Raw genomic sequence first — 16,118 nt, forward strand, 5'->3', positions numbered from 1 at the left:
CGCGGGGGGCCTATCTCTTTGGTCACGGTGGGTGGGTGCTGGTTCGGGCGTCTGGAACGATGCGCCTCCATCATCGGCGGACTCGCCGCCCCCCCCGCATCGTGCGCCGCTACGGCATGCCCCGCGTACTGCTCATCACCGCCCTCCTCGAGGACCAGGCCGGCTCCCCGTGCTCCTCGTCAACCCCGGCCTCGGCGGACAGGCCATCGGCTGCACCTGCTACGTGATCCTGCTGTTCGGCGTCATGGCCCACAACACCGCGCAACGGACCTATCGCCGGCTGAAAGCCCCGAGCACATGCTCGGCCGGTTCACTGCCTCCATTCGCTGGATCCAGTGGAGCGTTGCACCACTCGGCGCGCTGCTCGCCGGCGTAACGGCCACCGTCATCGGACTGCACGCCACCATCCGCCTCGGCGTCATCGGCCTCACCCTCTCCGTTCTCCTCCTCTACCTCTCGCCCTGCTCGCAATGGCCCGCCGCCGCCCCACACAGCCCGCACTCCACATCTGAACCAGACGCCTTTCTCGGTGACGAGGACACCGGAGGGGAGGCAGGAAGGTCGCCGCCGCGAGCACCGGCCGGTTGCTACGAAGCCCTGATCCGTCAGCACGAACTCCCGCTACCGGGGGAGTGCGCGGGCGTGTGGGGGCACGAAGGGAAGCGGATGCGCCCGCTCCAGAAGCTCTGCCAAGACGACCTGAAGGTTCGCCGGGTCTCGCTTGGCTGGTGAGTAGGAGCCGTCTTGGAGGATCGCGTTGCGTGGCGCTGCTCGACGTGACGACTACCCCGTTCGCCCCGTGGCCGGACTGGCCCGGCTATCTTCGTCGTCACTGGTCAATGCGACGTTCGTGCGAGGTGGGGTACGTGTCAGCGCTTGAAGAGCTGAAGCGACTGCTGGGAGAGCCTGCACCAAGGCCGCACTCGTCGAGCGACTGGGCTGAGGTTGAAGGCTACCTCGGCTCGTCGCTGCCGAGCGACTACAAGACCTTCATGGACGCCTACGGCAGCGGCATCGTCTCGGACGAGCTGATGGTCTTCCACACGACTTTCCTCACCCGTTCCACCCTGAGGAAGACGGTCTCATCCATTGGGGATACGACTTCGGAGGGGATGAGCACTTCTTCATGCCGTGCAGCCCGGATCCGAACCGGTGGAAGGTCGTCACAGCCGTCCATGGATCAAGCTGCGTGACCTTCGACGGACCCTTCGCGGCCTTCGTCCTCCGATTCGTCACGGATCTTCAGTTCATGGATGAAGCGGGCAACATCGGACCCTCGACACCTGGCTTCGAGTCCGCCTGATCCAGCTTCCACACCCATGAACGACAAGGGCCGTAGGAAGCCGCTTCCAAGAATCGCCATCGGCGATCTGAAAGTGACGTCAGAACGCCTTCAGGAAGACCCGTGCACCGCCGTCGCCGACATCTTGGATGAAGATGGTGATGGACTGGACGGTGGACCTGCGCTCGTCCTTGATGCAAGGCGGGCAGACTGAAGCAGTCCGGACCTTCTGTTGGGTTTCCGGCTCTGGCAGTCCAAGGTGGGACCACGGGGTGACGGTTGTGTACGTCTGGGAGTCGCGCGGGGTGTTGGCCCGCAGGGCTTCCTGCGGGCGCAGGTCGGCGAGGAACGCTTCAGCGTCGCTGGTGGGTACAACAAAGGAGAGCAGGTAGGTGCTGTCCTGGAAGCCGTGTTGCACCGCCCCCTTCACCTCAGTGGCGCTGGTTGGTGTCTGAACGCGCATGAAGCCGGCGGCTTCGGTGGCGCCTTGGCCCTCTGCCCAGATGGGCCCCCCGCTGCGGGCCTTTGGTGCACCGATGCCACTGCCGCTACATGCCGTGGCGGACAGCACCAGCAGGGCCGTCACTGCCGTAGAGGCGATGCGGATGGCGAGGGAGCTCGTACGCTTCACCGGTTTTCCTCCTCACCCCGGGCGGGGTCCTTGCGTGTGCCGTCCCGGCCGGGGTCGGCCGCGGACACGTCCGGCGCGCCTGCGCTACCGAGATCGTCTGTCGGGACGAGCTGGTCCCATGCATGTCGAATTCCTGGGCAAGGCCTACGGTGTGGAGGCGGGCCATGTCGGCGTCCTTGATCGTGAAAGGGCCGAGGGGGGTCTCCTTGCCGGCATCCCAGTTGTAGCGGTCCCACACGTTGACCTGGTAGTCCATCGTGATCTTCGGCTGTCCCTGTGCATCCGGCACGACCGAGACGTTCCCTGAGACGTTGCGCATGTGGGAGCCGACCCCGAGGTACCGGTTGCGGTCCTCGAATGTGCCGCCGACCGCGTTCGTCTCCACCGGGATCGACACCGGCGCACCGCCTGACTTCTTGAAGGCGTCCAGCGCCTCCTGCTGGGCGAGATTGCGGGAGGCCTCTGTGTTCCCGATGAAATCTCCACCGGCCATCATCGCCTCCGCCTGCGAGAGCAAGAACTACCGAAGCCGCCCGCACCGGGGTCGGCCTGGCGCCACTGGTAGGCGGGATCCAGGATCCCGGCCTTCTTGAGCACGTCGCCCTGTTCTTCCAGCAGGATGCCGCGCGTCACCGGGTCCATGCTGCGCCACCAATCCGCGACCTTCGCCCGGTCCTTGGGCACGTTCTCTGCCTTGGCTGCAGCTGCCAGCGAGGGGTAGGAGCGGCTGCAGTTGAACCCGCCGCGTACTCGCCGAAGGCGCCCGCCGCGGTGCCCCCGACTCTACCGGCGGCCCGGCGGCTCCGATGAGAGCAAGAATCTTCGGCTCGTCCACTCGGAACGCCATCGCCAGCACCACTCCGGCGACGGCGACCGGAGAAGAGCAGAACCTGTGAAGCCTCCGGGCTTGCTTGAGCCGTGATGCTTGGAAACAGGCACGTCCGGTTCTGAGGGGGCCGGGTCACGGCGACGTGACCCGGCTACCCGACCAGCACCGAGCCGTCGCCACCCGCTACGACAAACGCCGTTACGTCTACCTCGGCACCGCGACCGCCGCAGCCCTCACCATCTGGCTCCGAACGTGACCGACAGACAAGCCCTAGCGGCGGACACGGCGCACGGAAGGAGCCCCGACGGCTCCGGGCCCCAAACCGATTGCGCTCGGCACCCGGCACGGTGTGACATGTGGGCATGAGCAGAATGGCGCAGGTCATCGTGTTGGCGCGATACGAGGACGAGGTGATGGAGCCGCTGACGCGGCCGGACGAGGCACGCACCTGGCACGGCTGCTTCGTGCAGATCCCCTGGTTCGTTGGGGGCTGGCACATCGAGTTTGAGCGGTGGAGCCGGCGCCGCGGCGTGCTCAAGGATCTGGAGTCCCTGCCGTGGAACGAGCCCGCCTGCGTGCAGGTCATGCTGCACGACGAGGACGACGACCTGTTCGGTCTGTGGATGTTCCGCGGCGGGGTCCTCGTCGAGGTGGGCATCCCCGGCACCCAGCGGGTGCACATCGCTGCCTCGCCGTGGGACGCGGACCCCGGCTTCCTGGTCCGGACCGGCCTGGGCAGGGGAGAGGACCGGCACTCGCCAGAGCACGTACAAGACCCGCGGTCGTGCTGGTGACCCGGCCCAGACCGCGGGCCGGACAGGTACTGAAGTCACCGTTGCCGGTCCTGCCCGGGGCAGGACCGGTTTCATCTGGCTCCGAAATCACTTGAGGTCATAGCGCGGACGACAGCGAGTGCGGCTGGCACGCAAGGCGCCCAGGTCGGCCGGGAGGAGACGGCTTAGCGGCCGACGGTGCTCCAGTCGGTGGGGGCGGGAGCCAGCGAGCGACCCGCGGCGTGCTCGCGGAGGCGCCGGGTCAGTTCCGGCAAGTCGTACGCAGGGAAACTCACTTGAAGCAGCTGTAGGCGAAACTGAGATGCCAGCTCCTCCTGGAACATCGCCGCGTCCATCGGCTTGACCGTCACGTCCCATGCGTCCGGGGCTGCCCAGTGCGTCATCCGGACGTAGAACGCGTCCCGCAGGCCGGCGTTCGCAAGGGCCGAGAGGAAGGCCAGACCGCTGTCGACCGGGAAGTCGATCAGCGTCCAGCCGCGCCTGGACTCCACCCACTCCTCCATGTGCGGCAGCTTCTGCGGCCAGTCCGCGTTGCTCTCACCGACGTCCTGGCAGCAGGTGAAGGTGTCGAACCCGCACTCCCAGATCGCCTGGATCGTGGGTGCGAGCTGCTCGTCGATCTGTGCGTGCCGGTCGCCGACCCGGACGAGAACGGTGGAGTGGGTGCCTTCGTGAGACGTCATCGGGCGAGCATAAGAGCGGGGTACGACACACGGGCCGGCGCCCCGGGTGGATGTTGTACCGGTCCGACTCCCCACGGCGGCCCACGGCCGAGCCCGCCCGCCGTGCTCACACGGGCGAACTAAGACGCTCAGTGGCCGACTAGAACGCTCAGTCACACCGGTGATCGCATCCCTACTGTGACTGTCCAGTTTTGTTTGCGAGCGTCCTGCGCGATGTGCCAGGTCGGGGATCGATCAGACGGGACGTCTTGCGAGGGGAGCAATGAGTTCTTGCGAGTCCTGAGAGAGCTCGGTCACCGTCTGTGCCCGAGCGGCGACCCGAGGAGCTCCTGTCGCCAGGTCACGGCATGTTGTAGCTGCTGGCGGAGTGGCGCCGCTCAGCGCGCGGACGCCGTGGTCCCTCAGTGAGGCGGCGACCTGCCGGATCAGCTGAGAACCGGCGCAGCGTGTGTGTGGGCTGCGTCAACGGTCGGGTCGTTCTTTGGTGGGTTGTCCCTCGTTTGTGTCTGTGGGGGCTTTCGCTTTGCTTCGGGCTTCGCGGGACCGGTACAACGTTGGGCGATAGCTCGCGAAGGAGCCCAAAGGATGCTTGTTCCCACCTATGACCTGCCCGGCTCCCTCACCCATGTGGTGTCCGCGGGTGGGATGTCGGTGTGAGCGGCGGCGCGGGCGTGCTGGTCGCACCCGACACACTGGTGGTGCGCCGGCTGCCGGACTTCTACTGCCCGATCCCCGCGGCGATCCATCCACGAGCGGCGGCGGCCGACAAGGCTTCGACGGTGTGGATGCGGCGTTTCGCGCTGGCCGGTAACGACGCGGCCCGGGAGCGGATGACCCGTGGGCAGTCCGGCTACTGGGCGGCGCGGATGTGCCCGTCGGCGAGCGAGGAACTGCTGCAGGTCCTGGCCGACTACGCGCTGTGGACTCTCGCCTTCGACGACTTCTGCGACGAGGGCCCGCTGGCCGACAAACCGGGGGAGCTGTCCCGCGCGCTGGTACGCGTCCACCGGTGCGCGGAGATCCCCGAGACGGAACTCGACCCGGCCGACCGGTACGGCATGGCCCTGCGTGACGTACGGCTGCGCCTGGCCCGGCTGAGCGACGGGCACCAGGCGGGCCGGCTGGTGAACGCGATGAGCCGCTCCTTTCTCGCCGAGGCGCAGGGCGCGGGCTTCGCCGCGGCCGGGGAGCTGCCTGGCCTGGATGAGTATGTGATGTACCGGCTCTCCTCCGGCGGCGTGTTCCACGTGCCCGAGCTGGTGACGGTGATCGCCGGGTGCGCACTGTCCCCGGACCGGCTGGAGGACCGCCGTGTCCGGGCCGCCACCGAGATGGCCGCGGCCCTGGCGGCGCTGGCCTCCGACGTCGGGTCCTGCTGGAAGGAACGCGAGCGCCCCGGCGCCGGCTTCAACGTCATCAACGTCCTGCGCGCCGAGTACGACTGCGGTGAACAGGAGGCGCTGGAGCGGGCGGTGGGGATGTGGGACCGCATCATGGCGCTCTTCCTGCGTCTGCGCGCCCACCTGATCGCCCAGGACCCGGCGCTGGCCGGCTACCTGCAGGCGATCGGGCAGTTCGTCCGCGGAGTCCTGGACATGGCCCTGTGGACCAACCGGTACCTGTACAGCGACGGGCAGGGCGGGGCCCGGATGTTCGAGCCCGGCGGCTGGCGGGACACGCCCCGCGAGGACGGGCCGCTGCCCTTGCGGTCCATCGCCTGGTGGTGGCACTACGACCCCCCACGACACGCGGCCTGAGGCACACCCCGAAACGCCCGGCCGGAGCGCGCCTCCCGGGGTGCGCGAGCGGCCGCTGACCGTCCATGTCATGAAGCGAGGCAGAATTTTGATGGCCCCCACCCTCCAGAGCACCGCCCCGGCGCCGGTATCCGCGAGCGGGTCCGGGGTGCCGCTGGCGCCGGGCGCGGTGCCCGGTCTGGGCCACTTGTTGCCGCTGCTCCGCGACCCGCTCGGCTTCCTCGCTTCCCTCGCCGAGGTGGCCCCGCTGGTTCGGGTGCGCGTCGCGTACCGCGAGGTCCACGTCGTCACCGCCCCGGATGTGGTCCACGAACTGCTGACGGCCCGGGCCGGTGCCTGCCCGCGCAGCGGCGGCCAGGACATCGCCCGCCAGCGGTTCGGCCCCGGCATCCTGATGATCGACGGCGACGAGCACCGCGCCCAGCGCAGGGCCCTGCAGTCCTGCTTCACCGCCCAGGCGGTCGCCTCCTACATCCCCGTCATGTGCAGGGTCGTCAACGAGCGGATCGCCCGCTGGCGGCCCGGCCGGCCCGTGTCGATGGAACACGAGATGCACACGCTGGCCCTGGACGTCGTCACCGATGCCCTCTTCGGCACCCGCCTGGACCCCGCCGGCAAGCGGGCGTTCCTGTCCACCTTGCCCGACATGCTCACCGGCCTGATCGTCCACGCCCTCTACCCCCACCCCGCCCTCGGCCACCTCCCGCTCCCCGTCAACCGCCGCTTCAACGCCTCCGTACGCGCACTGCGCGGCACCGCCGAACAGATCATCCGCACCGCCGCCCCCGACCCGGACGGCATGATCGCCCTCCTGCGCGCCGACTTTCCCGAAAGAGCGGTGCGCGCGGGTGTGATCTCCATGCTGTTCGCCGGGACGGAAACCTCCGCATCCACCCTGAACTGGATCTTCCACGAACTGGACCAGCATCCGCAGCTGCGGCGCGAGGTGACCGACGAGATCGACACCGTCCTCGGCGCCGACACCGACATCACCGCCGGCCATCTGGAACGGCTGCCCGCCACCGCGCGCCTGATCCGCGAAGTCCTGCGCCTGCACACCCCCAACGCGTTCATCATGCGCGCCGTGACCACCGACACCCGCCTGGGCCCCCACCTGCTGTCGGCGGGCACTGAACTGCTGTACTCCTTTACCGCCCTGCACCGCCACGCCGGGTATTACACGGACCCGTCGCGTTTCGACCCCGGCCGATGGCTGCCAGGCGGCAGCGCGGACGGCCTGCCCCGCACCGCCTACATGCCGTTCGCCTCGGGGCGCCACAGGTGCGTCGGCGACGACTTCGCCCTCACCGAACTCATGATCACCACGATTGCCGTCCTGCGCCGCTGGCAGCTGACCCCCATGCCCGGGACCCGGGTACGCGAAGCGGTCGGCGTCACCGTCCAGGCCCGCGGACTGACCATGCTCCCCACACTCCGCTGACCCCCCCCTCAGACCACGGGCTCCCCGAGTCCGTACCGCCGCCCGACCCCCGTGCCGGCGCCGGCACCCTTTCCCACCCCCGTGGCACCGGCCCCCGGCCGGTGCCACAGAACAGGAGACCCACCATGTCCACCACCGCAGTCGCCAGCCGCCTCGAGAAGTTCTACGACGGCCTGGAGCACCTCTCCGGAGCCAAGGGCTACATCGAACGTGCCGACTTCGACGCGCTGGGCACCCGCGTCACCGACTCCCTCAAGCTTGCGGCCGACTCCCCGCAGAGCAAGCAGGTCCACACCAGCATCGGCAACGTGTGGGACACGATGATGCAGCCCGCCGACGCCGACGGCGACGGCCGCGTCACCAAGCCCGAGTACGTCCAGGCCGTCGCCGCCCTCGCCGGCCAGCCCGCCCTGTACGAGGCGACCATCGGCCGCTGCGCGGTCAGTTACGTCGAGGCCGCGGACGTCAACGGCGACGGCCACGTCGACGCCCACGAGTTCGCCGCCCTCCACAAGGCGACTGTCCACGGCCTCACCGACACCGAAGTCGCCGAGGTCTTCCGCCGTCTGGACCGCGACGGCGACGGCCGCCTCACCAACGACGAACTCCGCCAGGGCTTCACCGAATTCTTCACCAGCCCCGACAACAACACCCCCGGAGCCTGGCTCATGGGCGACCCGTCGAACTGACAAGGACCAAACACGATGGGGCCGGCAGCGCGCTGTCCGGCCCCATCGCTCTGGGACCGCGAGCCTTCGGAGTTCGAGCGGATCATCCTGTACGGGGGTGGCCGAGTTCCAGAGGCGGCCCCAGCGCGCGTGGGCCGGGTCCAGGGCGTGCGCGAGCAGTTCGATGAGGTGGCCGGTGAGGTTTTGGGCAGGCAGACGCTGGCAGTAGGTGGCCACGGCCGGCAGGGCGGCGGCGGCCGGTGCGGACCGTGGCAGATTTCTCCATGAGGTGTCCATCCCGGGTGGGCCCTTGATCTGGAGTTCCCTGCCCTCAGTGACCCTGAGGTCCTTGTCGTGATGTGCGTGGAAGGGTTGGGCGGGGTAGTCGTGCGGCCTATCGAGGCGGGCCCCGCAGACTCTCCTTTCCGCGAGCGGGGTAGCGGCCCGGCACTGGGCCGGATGGAGGCCGGCGGTTCCTTGGTCGGGGATGATCGCGCCGCTGCCCGCGGTCAAGCGGATGGGCGACCCGTTGCCGGCCAGGCATGCGGGGCAATACCGGGTGGAGCCGAAGCGGAGCCATGGCGGCCGGGCCGTCCGGGTGAGAGCGTCGGCGAGCGGGGGATAGGCGAGGGAGAGGGGTCGCAAGGTATGGTTCTCGGCCTGCTCCGTCGTGATCCGGGTTGCCCGTGCGAAGGTCTGTAGCTGTGGGGGATCCAGCCGCAGCAGGAGTTTGGTTGCGGCGGCGCAGGTGCCACGACTGCCGGGCGGGCGGGTGACTCCGGTGCGTCGGGCCACGCGCAGTGGGCTTTCGTCGAGGCGGTAAGCGAGCCGGAGCAGGAGTCCAAACAGGCTTTCGCTCTCCAAGGGGACGAGGCTTCGGGGCAGCGGGCCCTTGTCTGGTGGCCAGGTCATCGGGTGGCGGTATGCGGGCTGGGGCCGCGGTCGTCGAAGACGGCGTTGCGGCCTGGGCGCCGTCCGGCACGGGGCTGCCGACCGGATCGGGTGGTGATCAAGCCCTCGCGGCACGAAGTGCGGCTCGCCAGGCCTTCTCATCAGCCCCACCGACCATCGGTCGAGTTCCAGCCGGCCGCATACCCGTCACTCTGGGGAGCAGAAGGTCCTCATCGACCCCTCGGTCGCAAGATGCCGTGGCCATTCGCAACCTGTGCTGGTGTGACGGAGCACGCCAGTTGGCCCGCGTGGCCGACAAGCGCGCTCAGACACGGTTCACGCATTCGTGCAGTGCCCGGCCGCCGAAGTGGCCGAGCGGTGTCCGTAGGTGGTTGTGCGGCGGCCGACCGACCCGAGTCGTCAGGCCGGGAGGAAGAACCCGGTCACGTCGGCGAGGAGGCCGTTCCGGTGCACGACGCTGCTCACGCCCCGCCCGTCATGAAGGTCTCGCTGTCCAGACCGATCTGGGTCCAGCGGGCCAGTGACCTGTCGTGGTGGTGAAGGACCTCGTCGATGCGGAAGCGGTGTCCGGGCACCCCGGCGAAGCCGTTCATGTACGCATCCAGTTCGGCCAGACACCGACCTCGGTTCCCGGGTCCCGGTAGGTGACCTCGTCGACCACGACCGCGCCGAGCCGTATCGAGGGGTCGGCCGACCAGCATGCGGCGTAGTCGTTCCAGAGCTGCTGTTGGTCACTCATCGCTGTACCTCTTCGTCCGCCCAGGGCGGGAGGCGCTCCGTCACGGCGTCGCTGCCGGGGTCGCGGATGCAGTCGCCCTTCGCGGCCTCGGCTCGGGCGGCCACCTGCTGCGGGCTGGACTGCAGGTGGCGGTAGGAGACCGGAAGGCCGACAGGCAAGGTGTCCAGGTCCACGTACAGCCCGAAGTTGAAGCTGTCCCCGCAGGGGATGCGCGGCGCGAGCGTGCCGGCCACGGGCGCGGTGCGGCGGGTGACCGTGAGGGACATGTCCCGCAGTTGGACGCTTCGGCCCGTGTTGCCGCGTGCGGACACCATGGCCTTCACGGTCGAGTGGTGTGTGATCGAACCCTCGCGTTCCCACCTGTCGAGCGACTCGGCAAGGTCGTTCGTGACCGAGGAGCCGACCGCCTTGCCGAGCTCCTCGTGACCTGGGGTGATGATCCATTCGGAGAGGCAGGGGTCGTTGTAGGCGGCGGTGAGCAGCGTCACGGGATCTTTGTCCTCGAAGACCGCTCTGTACCCGGCTTTGGCGACGGGCATCAGCAGGGGGACGAGTGCCAGGAGCAGCCCGGCGACGGCGATCTTGTTGGTCGCGCTGGCCGCGTTGAAGCGCTCTCTGAGCCGGCGCAGCCGGCCCGGGGGCTGGGGCGCAGGAGGATCCCCGGCCGTCTCGGGCGACTCGGTGGGCGCGGTGGCGGCGCCGTCCGGGGTGCTGGCCCTTGGCACAGCCTCCAGTGAGGGGCCCCCCGCAGCTCCGGACTCAGCCACGGGCTGCGGCAACTCGACGTCGCCGGTGTCACCGACCGGGGGAACGGGCCCCTGCTCCGGGCCGCCGCCGGCTCCAGGCTCCGGCACAGCTCCCGGCGCGGGATGCGCCCCGTCCGCGACCGCGTTCCCGCCGTCACCCGCCTCGGCGCCCTCGTCCGCACCCGCAGCCATACGTTGCTCCCCCGCTCCGACGCCCCTGACTACAACAAACTATTGGCGAGCTGTCGCACTGCGCCACACCGCCGAGGGGCCGGGGCCACTCGGGTGTTCTGGGCTGCGCGCCGACAGCCCGCATTCCCGCTGAGCACGGACTTGGCCGGACGGGCCAACTGCAGTGCTCAGCCACAGCTGGTGTGACCGTGCACGTTAGTTGGCCCCGACGGACAACTGCGATGCACAGACCGCAGCAGGTGCGGGGGCGACGTGGTTGAGGGTCGGCCGCTCGTCGCTCGGAGCAGTCAGGCCCAGGGGTCGTCGGACGGTTCGGGCTCTTCCGGGTGGAGCATGCGGCGGACGCAGCGGAGCCCCGGCTCACCGCAACCGGCGGCGGCCATCCAGGGCAGGACGTCCATGGCGCGGGCGCGTTCTTCGGTGGCCAGGGCGTCGACGGTGGCGTGCAAGGCGTCGGGGGCGGGTTCGTCGGTGAGGCAGAGCCAACCGATCGCGGCGGCAAGGCGGACTTCGGGAGCCTGTGCCCGTTCCTGCCACAGCTCACGGATCCACGCGGTGTCCGGCCGGTGCGGGTGGGCACGTGTGGTCTCTGCGGTGGCAAGAACCAAGGCGGCCCGGACTATGAGGTCCTGCTCCTTCGCGAACCGGGTGGCGAAGGCGCTTCGGACCGTATGGCCGGGGTCGGCTGCGGTGGCGAGAGCGTAGGAGGCGTCAATGCGCATGGCGGGGTCGGAGTCGTAGAGGAGAGGCAGGAGCAGGGGAACTCCGGCGGTGATCGCGGCTCGGGCGGCGGCCACCGACCAGCCCGCCGGGTAGCCGGTCACCTCGACGCCGTAGTCGTCGTAGCCGTCGCGCTGAGGGCCGCAGCGGTGAAGGAAGAGTTCGTCGCGGGAGGCGACACCGAAGTAACGGGCGCGGGCCGGCGCGGCGATACCGCCGAGGGCGGCGGCGCGGTGTCGATGGTGGGGGTCGGTAGCGATCCGGATCAGGAACGGGACGGCGAGAGCGACGGCGGCCCGACTGTCGTCGGCGCACATCCCGATCAGCACATTCATTGCGTTACGCGCGCACCCGTCTCCGGTGCACAACAGGCGAACGGCCTCCCGGGCCTTCCCCCCCCCGTGAGGGAAGTTTCCCCAGGGAAGGTCGTCGAGGACGGCCCCGTCGAAGGTCCCTGGCCGGAGGGTCGCCACGACAGCCCGGATGTCGAAAGAGCCTCCCGCGAACGAGGCCAGATCCGCCCCGTCCACCAGGGCCCGACACATCGCGAACGTCGGATCGGTCCGCCAGTCCCCCACACCAACACCATCCCACCGTCAATCCACAGAGGTTCGATCATGCGCGATTCGGACGACGTGAAGCCACCTGGCAGTCAGGGCGCTGCACGCCGCAGACCATCGTGAACTGAGAAATCCCCAGCTCAGCGTGTCTGTGCGGCTTACGCGCTGTGACTGGTCGAGCTAGACGTCACCGATTCGGCGGCTGACCTGGGCTTCAGTGGTGCAGTGGTCGCGCTTCTTGTCACCGGATGGTCGGGCTTGTTGTCACCTGCTCCGACTTTTCATCCTGGTTGTCACCCAACGGGCGATTCCACTGCCCGAAGAGGTTTCACCAGGCGGTCAGAAACTCCAGCTGTAGAGGCCACCGCCCGTGCTCACCGCATACGCCGCGAGCCGGGCAACTCCCTGCAGGACCGCCAGCAGATCATCGTCGGTCACGTCGTCCCCGTCCTCGGACCGGAGCCGTGTGGTCCAGCGGCCTGCAAGCTCTTCGAGTTCGGCAGAGCTTGCGTTGGCCAGCGCTTGGGTCAGCCGCTTCGGCAGAGCGAACACCTCAACGCCGTCGTTCAAGGGGGCCGTGACCCACTCCGGCCACGCCCACCCGAGGAGCTGCTCAAGCGGCGGGGCCTCGGCCGAAGGCTCCTCGAAGTACATGTCCCACTCGGCGATGGCACTGTCCGGCTCAATAAACCGGCAGGTCACAGACTCAAAGGCCTCACCAGGTCCCCACAGGCGCGTCGCAGCAGCCGTCTCGTCGTCGGGGGCGAGGAAGAACGCTATGTCGTGGGCCATCTGAGCATGATGGCAGCCCGCCGAGCTGACGCGAGTGACAGCTATCGCGGCCAAGTGACAGCTATCTCGACCAGTCACACGCGGGCCGTATATCGCGCGCAGTCGCCAACTAGCGTGCTCAAGCGTCAACTATCGCGCACCGTCACAGGACCTGTGACGGTGCGCCATAGATGGCTTCGACGGCCAACTTTGGTGTTCAGAATCCGTTCGTGTAGATGCTGAGGGTGCCGGTGCTAAAGGGTCCGCCCCCGCAGCCGCTGTGCGGTGAGGCCCTCGGCCGGCCTTAAGAAGCCATCTCATTTGGCGGCTTGGGTAGGCTGCCGGTCGTGGTGGGGATTGTTGAGTGGCTGGTGCCGGATGAGTTGTGGGAGCTGTTCCAGCGGGTAGTGCCTGAAGCGCCATCGCGGCCGCAAGGCGGTGGCCGGCGTCGGCATGGCGACCGGGAGGTGCTGGCGGCGATCCTGTTCGTGGCTACGTCGGGCTGTACTTGGCAGCAGCTGCCCACGGCGTCGTTCGGGCCGTCGGGGGCGACAGCCCACCGCCGGTTCTCCGAATGGACGAAGGCCCGGGTGTGGGCCAAGCTCCACCGCTTGGTCCTCGACGAACTCGGCGCCCGAGGCGAGTTGGACTGGTCCCGCTGTGCGATCGACTCGGTGAACATGCGGGCCCAGAAAAGGAGGATCTGACGGGCCCGAATCCTGTCGACAGGGGCAAATTCGGGTCGAAGATCCACTTGATCACGGAGCGGACTGGTCTGCCCCTCTCCGTCGGAATCTCCGGGGCGAACCTCCACGACAGCCAGGCCCTCCAGCCTCTGGTCCGCGGCATCCCGCCGATCAGATCTCACCGCGGACCCCGTCGCCGCCGCCCTGGCAAGCTCCACGGCGACAAGGGCTACGGACTCGCCCACCTGCGGAGATGGCTGCGCAACCGCGGGATCCGTCACCGCATCGCCCGCAAGGGAATCGAGCCGTCGAACCGGCTCGGCCGGCACCGATGGGTCGTAGAGCGGACGGTGTCCTGGCTCTCAGGCTGCCGTCGCTTACACCGGCGCTATGAACGTAAGGCCGACCACTTCCTGGCGTTCGCAGGCATCGCTGCAGCCCTCATCTGCTACCGCCGCTTGAAGATGAACGCCAAACCGGCTCCACGGCTACTGCAAGATGGCTCAAGTGAGCGAATCGACTGAGCAGGTGCAGACCACAGATCGTCTCTGGCAGGAATTCCGCCAAGATCCTTTCCCCGACAGCCTGCGACGTGCCACGTTCGAGGGCACAGATGTGTGGCTCATCGAGTTGGACATCGCTGGCTGCGTTCTTCGCTGGCTCGACAACAACGGCACTCTCGACTCGAAGAACAGCATCCTTCTGCAGAGCCGCATCGAGGACCTGGACCGGGTCATCCCCGAGATCAATGACCCTGTAGGAGGCCAGTACTGCCAGCGGTTGCACCAGCTCGCTGTGCTCGTGTCAAGGAACCTACCCAGCACCAAATGAGATGACGTCTTAAGATCCACGGCGGCCTTCTGAGACAGCGATTTCGGCGACCTGGCGGAGCGCTTCCTGATACGCCTCGGCTGTGGCAGGTGCTCGGTCGAGGTCGGCGGCGCAGGGGGTGCCCCATCCGCCTGCAAGACGGTGGCGGCACCGCCCCGGATGCAGCCGGATGCGGGGCGGGGCCCGGGGATCAGCTGGGAGGGGCGCCACCTGCCGTCAGTGCGGTAGCCGTTGGAGAAGGCGGGGGCGCTACAGGCTGGGCATCGCCAGGCCAGGTGACGGTTGTGACGTGGGCAGATGAACGTGTGCGGGAGCCGCCAAGAGCCCTGCCAGATGGAGCCGCCGGGAAGCTCGGCGGTGTCGGAGAGGCACTCGGGGCAGTAACGGCTGAAGATGGTGAATACCCACCCGCTGTTGGCCATGTCCAAGGGGCTTTGACGCTGCCCGAGGTAGACGGCGCCGAGCGGGGAGTAGCCGGGGGCCTGCCCGGCCAGGGTGAGGCCGTGGACCTCCGCCGTTTCGAGTCGGCAGACGGTGGCGACCTGCCGGGCCTGGTCGGCGTCGAGACGAACCAGGGGCTGCGTGGGCAGCCTGTTGCCTTGGAGGAGTCCGCACCGGTGCGCGAGGTCGCCAGGCGGGATGCCGATCCGGTGGGACAGGCGCAGGAGGTAGCCCGGAAGAAGTTCGCCGGGTGCTGGGTCAAGACTTCTGGGAAGCGGTGCGTTCATGCTGTGTCCGCGGTGGCAGGTCCGTGGTCGTCGAAGACGGTGTTGCGGCGCCGCCGGGCGGTCGGTCGGCGGCCGGACCGTGCGGGGACGGGAGGGATCTCGCCTGCCTCGGCATCGCGGCCGGCTCTGGCCAGGGTCAGGGGGAGGGCGTCGAGGAGGGATTCGGTCAGGCGCTCGGCGCCGCTGGCGATAGCCTGCGAGCAGCCGTCCTCGATGAGGCGTTCCAACAGGCCGACGACGCCGCCTGTCCGCTCGTACAGGTACTCGGGCATGGTGCGGTCGGTGAGCATCCCGGTCCGGGCTTTCAGCAGGCGCAGGTGGTGCTCGATGCCGGCGAGGTGAGAGATCCAGGCAGTGATCTGGGCGGGCGTGTCGTAACGGAAGCGGTCGAGTTCGACGAGGTCGAAGCGGCGCTCGGTCTGGGTGGGGTCCCACCCGTTCACGCTCTTCGCGGCGGCCGGACCGCGGCCTTCGCGCAGGAGGCCGGAGGCGGGGATGTCGACGCCGACCAGGACGAGGGTGACGTGCATGCTCATGAAGGCGCGGATCAGGTCGAGGGTGTCCTGGTCGTCAGCGCGGTGCATGCGCAGGCGGGTGATGTCGTCGAGGATCAACACCTTGGTGCCGTGGTCCGCCAGGGAGGCGGCAACCTGGTGGACCAGCTCGGGCAGGTCCATCCGCTTGGTGGGGGCGCCGTAGAAGTCGAGGATCGCCTTGCAGTTGCTTTTCGGTTTCGCCGTCACGGGCGTCTGGACGTAGGCGACCGGCGCCCTCAGGTCGCGGCTACCTGGAACCGTCTCGGGATTGGTGCGATGCAGACTGCGCCAGGCATCCGCGAAGGCGGCAGCGGTTTCGCACACGGTCTCGGTCTTGCCCTGGTAGCCGCCGCCGGACACCATCACCCCCGCCCGTGTGGCCGGGCGGGCCTTGAACGCGTTCTGCCTAATCCGCGCCGCCATGAGGCAGTCCACAGCCTGGCTCATCGGTGTCCCCAGCAGGGGCAGGTTGGCGTGGGTGGCCGCCCGTGCCAGGTCCCAAGCGGCCTTGTCGGCCGCTGGCATCGTCCTCCAGCGCGTCGCAGAGATGCGAGGCGCGGGCTCGGAGGAGTGCCTGCTCAGCCGCCATGCCTCCCATCCGGTCAGCGTGTC

Annotated in this window: 18 protein-coding genes and 2 pseudogenes; 8 read left to right on the forward strand and 12 right to left on the reverse strand. The window is 68.7% G+C overall.

Going from position 1 to position 16,118, the window contains the following annotated elements:
- The first annotated feature begins 297 nt into the window (after positions 1–297).
- On the forward strand, positions 298–732 hold the full coding sequence (locus ACZ4VT_RS15055; protein ID WP_467949682.1) for a hypothetical protein: 435 nt from the start codon (positions 298–300) through the stop codon (positions 730–732).
- Positions 733–761: 29 nt separating this feature from the next.
- Positions 762–1,193: an SMI1/KNR4 family protein gene (locus ACZ4VT_RS15060; RefSeq protein WP_467949684.1), complete on the forward strand. Its 432-nt coding sequence runs from the start codon at positions 762–764 to the stop codon at positions 1,191–1,193.
- A 189-nt stretch (positions 1,194–1,382) separates the two neighbouring features.
- Here ACZ4VT_RS15060 and ACZ4VT_RS15065 read toward each other — a convergent pair whose 3' ends face one another.
- From ACZ4VT_RS15065 to ACZ4VT_RS15075, 3 genes are read right to left on the reverse strand one after another with little or no spacing between them, the layout of a single operon-like run.
- Entirely contained in the window at positions 1,383–1,868 is a 486-nt protein-coding gene (locus ACZ4VT_RS15065; protein WP_467949686.1) for a hypothetical protein, read from the reverse strand.
- Entirely contained in the window at positions 1,831–2,409 is a 579-nt protein-coding gene (locus tag ACZ4VT_RS15070; protein WP_467949688.1) for a hypothetical protein, read from the reverse strand. Before ACZ4VT_RS15070 ends, ACZ4VT_RS15065 begins: the two co-directional genes overlap by 38 nt.
- Entirely contained in the window at positions 2,406–2,597 is a 192-nt protein-coding gene (locus ACZ4VT_RS15075; protein ID WP_467949690.1) for a hypothetical protein, read from the reverse strand. Before ACZ4VT_RS15075 ends, ACZ4VT_RS15070 begins: the two co-directional genes overlap by 4 nt.
- Positions 2,598–3,104: 507 nt before the next feature.
- Here ACZ4VT_RS15075 and ACZ4VT_RS15080 point away from each other — a divergent pair.
- Positions 3,105–3,536: a hypothetical protein gene (locus ACZ4VT_RS15080; RefSeq protein ID WP_467949692.1), complete on the forward strand. Its 432-nt coding sequence runs from the start codon at positions 3,105–3,107 to the stop codon at positions 3,534–3,536.
- Between the two features lie 164 nt (positions 3,537–3,700).
- Here ACZ4VT_RS15080 and ACZ4VT_RS15085 read toward each other — a convergent pair whose 3' ends face one another.
- Positions 3,701–4,219 (reverse strand): hypothetical protein, encoded by a 519-nt coding sequence (locus tag ACZ4VT_RS15085; protein ID WP_467949694.1) that lies wholly within the window; start codon positions 4,217–4,219, stop codon positions 3,701–3,703.
- A 653-nt stretch (positions 4,220–4,872) separates the two neighbouring features.
- On the opposite strand from ACZ4VT_RS15085, the gene ACZ4VT_RS15090 reads away from it, so the two are divergent.
- From ACZ4VT_RS15090 to ACZ4VT_RS15100, 3 genes are all read left to right on the forward strand, one after another.
- Entirely contained in the window at positions 4,873–5,976 is a 1,104-nt protein-coding gene (locus ACZ4VT_RS15090) for a terpene synthase family protein (RefSeq protein WP_467949697.1), read from the forward strand.
- A gap of 70 nt (positions 5,977–6,046) precedes the next feature.
- On the forward strand, positions 6,047–7,417 hold the full coding sequence (locus tag ACZ4VT_RS15095; RefSeq protein WP_467949699.1) for a cytochrome P450: 1,371 nt from the start codon (positions 6,047–6,049) through the stop codon (positions 7,415–7,417).
- A gap of 125 nt (positions 7,418–7,542) precedes the next feature.
- Positions 7,543–8,106 carry an EF-hand domain-containing protein gene (locus tag ACZ4VT_RS15100; protein ID WP_467949701.1) on the forward strand — a complete coding sequence of 188 codons (564 nt, stop codon included), beginning with the start codon at positions 7,543–7,545 and terminating at the stop codon, positions 8,104–8,106.
- Between the two features lie 510 nt (positions 8,107–8,616).
- Here the strand turns inward: ACZ4VT_RS15100 and ACZ4VT_RS15105 are convergent.
- From ACZ4VT_RS15105 to ACZ4VT_RS15130, 6 genes and pseudogenes are all read right to left on the reverse strand, one after another.
- A pseudogene (locus ACZ4VT_RS15105) lies at positions 8,617–9,138 on the reverse strand (TniQ family protein); the annotation flags it as partial.
- Between the two features lie 320 nt (positions 9,139–9,458).
- Positions 9,459–9,590 carry a hypothetical protein gene (locus ACZ4VT_RS15110; protein WP_467949703.1) on the reverse strand — a complete coding sequence of 44 codons (132 nt, stop codon included), beginning with the start codon at positions 9,588–9,590 and terminating at the stop codon, positions 9,459–9,461.
- On the reverse strand, positions 9,587–9,736 hold the full coding sequence (locus tag ACZ4VT_RS15115; protein ID WP_467949704.1) for a hypothetical protein: 150 nt from the start codon (positions 9,734–9,736) through the stop codon (positions 9,587–9,589). Before ACZ4VT_RS15115 ends, ACZ4VT_RS15110 begins: the two co-directional genes overlap by 4 nt.
- Positions 9,733–10,461 carry a hypothetical protein gene (locus ACZ4VT_RS15120; protein ID WP_467949706.1) on the reverse strand — a complete coding sequence of 243 codons (729 nt, stop codon included), beginning with the start codon at positions 10,459–10,461 and terminating at the stop codon, positions 9,733–9,735. The genes ACZ4VT_RS15115 and ACZ4VT_RS15120 overlap by 4 nt, the downstream gene beginning before the upstream one ends.
- A 500-nt stretch (positions 10,462–10,961) precedes the next feature.
- Positions 10,962–11,729: a hypothetical protein gene (locus ACZ4VT_RS15125; RefSeq protein ID WP_467949708.1), complete on the reverse strand. Its 768-nt coding sequence runs from the start codon at positions 11,727–11,729 to the stop codon at positions 10,962–10,964.
- A gap of 564 nt (positions 11,730–12,293) precedes the next feature.
- Positions 12,294–12,746, reverse strand: coding sequence for a hypothetical protein (locus ACZ4VT_RS15130; protein ID WP_467949710.1), 453 nt, complete (start codon positions 12,744–12,746; stop codon positions 12,294–12,296).
- A 335-nt stretch (positions 12,747–13,081) separates the two neighbouring features.
- Here ACZ4VT_RS15130 and ACZ4VT_RS15135 point away from each other — a divergent pair.
- Positions 13,082–13,935, forward strand: a protein-coding gene (locus ACZ4VT_RS15135) for an IS5 family transposase (protein ID WP_467949809.1) whose coding sequence is annotated in 2 segments (ribosomal slippage) — positions 13,082–13,424 and positions 13,424–13,935 — 855 coding nt in all. Because the reading frame shifts where the segments join, the coding sequence is not laid out codon by codon here.
- On the forward strand, positions 13,919–14,242 hold the full coding sequence (locus ACZ4VT_RS15140) for a hypothetical protein (RefSeq protein ID WP_467949817.1): 324 nt from the start codon (positions 13,919–13,921) through the stop codon (positions 14,240–14,242). Before ACZ4VT_RS15135 ends, ACZ4VT_RS15140 begins: the two co-directional genes overlap by 17 nt.
- Positions 14,243–14,526: 284 nt before the next feature.
- Here ACZ4VT_RS15140 and ACZ4VT_RS15145 read toward each other — a convergent pair.
- Positions 14,527–14,970: pseudogene (locus tag ACZ4VT_RS15145) on the reverse strand (TniQ family protein); the annotation flags it as partial.
- Entirely contained in the window at positions 14,967–16,031 is a 1,065-nt protein-coding gene (locus tag ACZ4VT_RS15150) for a TniB family NTP-binding protein (protein ID WP_467949712.1), read from the reverse strand. The gene ACZ4VT_RS15150 and the pseudogene ACZ4VT_RS15145, both read right to left, overlap by 4 nt.
- Positions 16,032–16,118 lie beyond the last annotated feature (87 nt).

The sequence above is a fragment of the Streptomyces sp. NPDC029164 genome, assembly GCF_055563995.1.

What these genes read in the sequence shown, in the direction of transcription:
- ACZ4VT_RS15055 (WP_467949682.1), top strand. Translation starts at nt 298, where the DNA reads ATGCTCGGCCGGTTCACTGCCTCCATTCGCTGGATCCAGTGGAGCGTT.
- ACZ4VT_RS15070 (WP_467949688.1), bottom strand. Translation starts at nt 2,409, where the DNA reads ATGATGGCCGGTGGAGATTTCATCGGGAACACAGAGGCCTCCCGCAAT.
- ACZ4VT_RS15080 (WP_467949692.1), top strand. Translation starts at nt 3,105, where the DNA reads ATGAGCAGAATGGCGCAGGTCATCGTGTTGGCGCGATACGAGGACGAG.
- ACZ4VT_RS15085 (WP_467949694.1), bottom strand. Translation starts at nt 4,219, where the DNA reads ATGACGTCTCACGAAGGCACCCACTCCACCGTTCTCGTCCGGGTCGGC.
- ACZ4VT_RS15095 (WP_467949699.1), top strand. Translation starts at nt 6,047, where the DNA reads ATGAAGCGAGGCAGAATTTTGATGGCCCCCACCCTCCAGAGCACCGCC.
- ACZ4VT_RS15100 (WP_467949701.1), top strand. Translation starts at nt 7,543, where the DNA reads ATGTCCACCACCGCAGTCGCCAGCCGCCTCGAGAAGTTCTACGACGGC.
- ACZ4VT_RS15110 (WP_467949703.1), bottom strand. Translation starts at nt 9,590, where the DNA reads ATGAACGGCTTCGCCGGGGTGCCCGGACACCGCTTCCGCATCGACGAG.
- ACZ4VT_RS15115 (WP_467949704.1), bottom strand. Translation starts at nt 9,736, where the DNA reads ATGAGTGACCAACAGCAGCTCTGGAACGACTACGCCGCATGCTGGTCG.
- ACZ4VT_RS15125 (WP_467949708.1), bottom strand. Translation starts at nt 11,729, where the DNA reads ATGAATGTGCTGATCGGGATGTGCGCCGACGACAGTCGGGCCGCCGTC.
- ACZ4VT_RS15130 (WP_467949710.1), bottom strand. Translation starts at nt 12,746, where the DNA reads ATGGCCCACGACATAGCGTTCTTCCTCGCCCCCGACGACGAGACGGCT.
- ACZ4VT_RS15150 (WP_467949712.1), bottom strand. Translation starts at nt 16,031, where the DNA reads ATGCCAGCGGCCGACAAGGCCGCTTGGGACCTGGCACGGGCGGCCACC.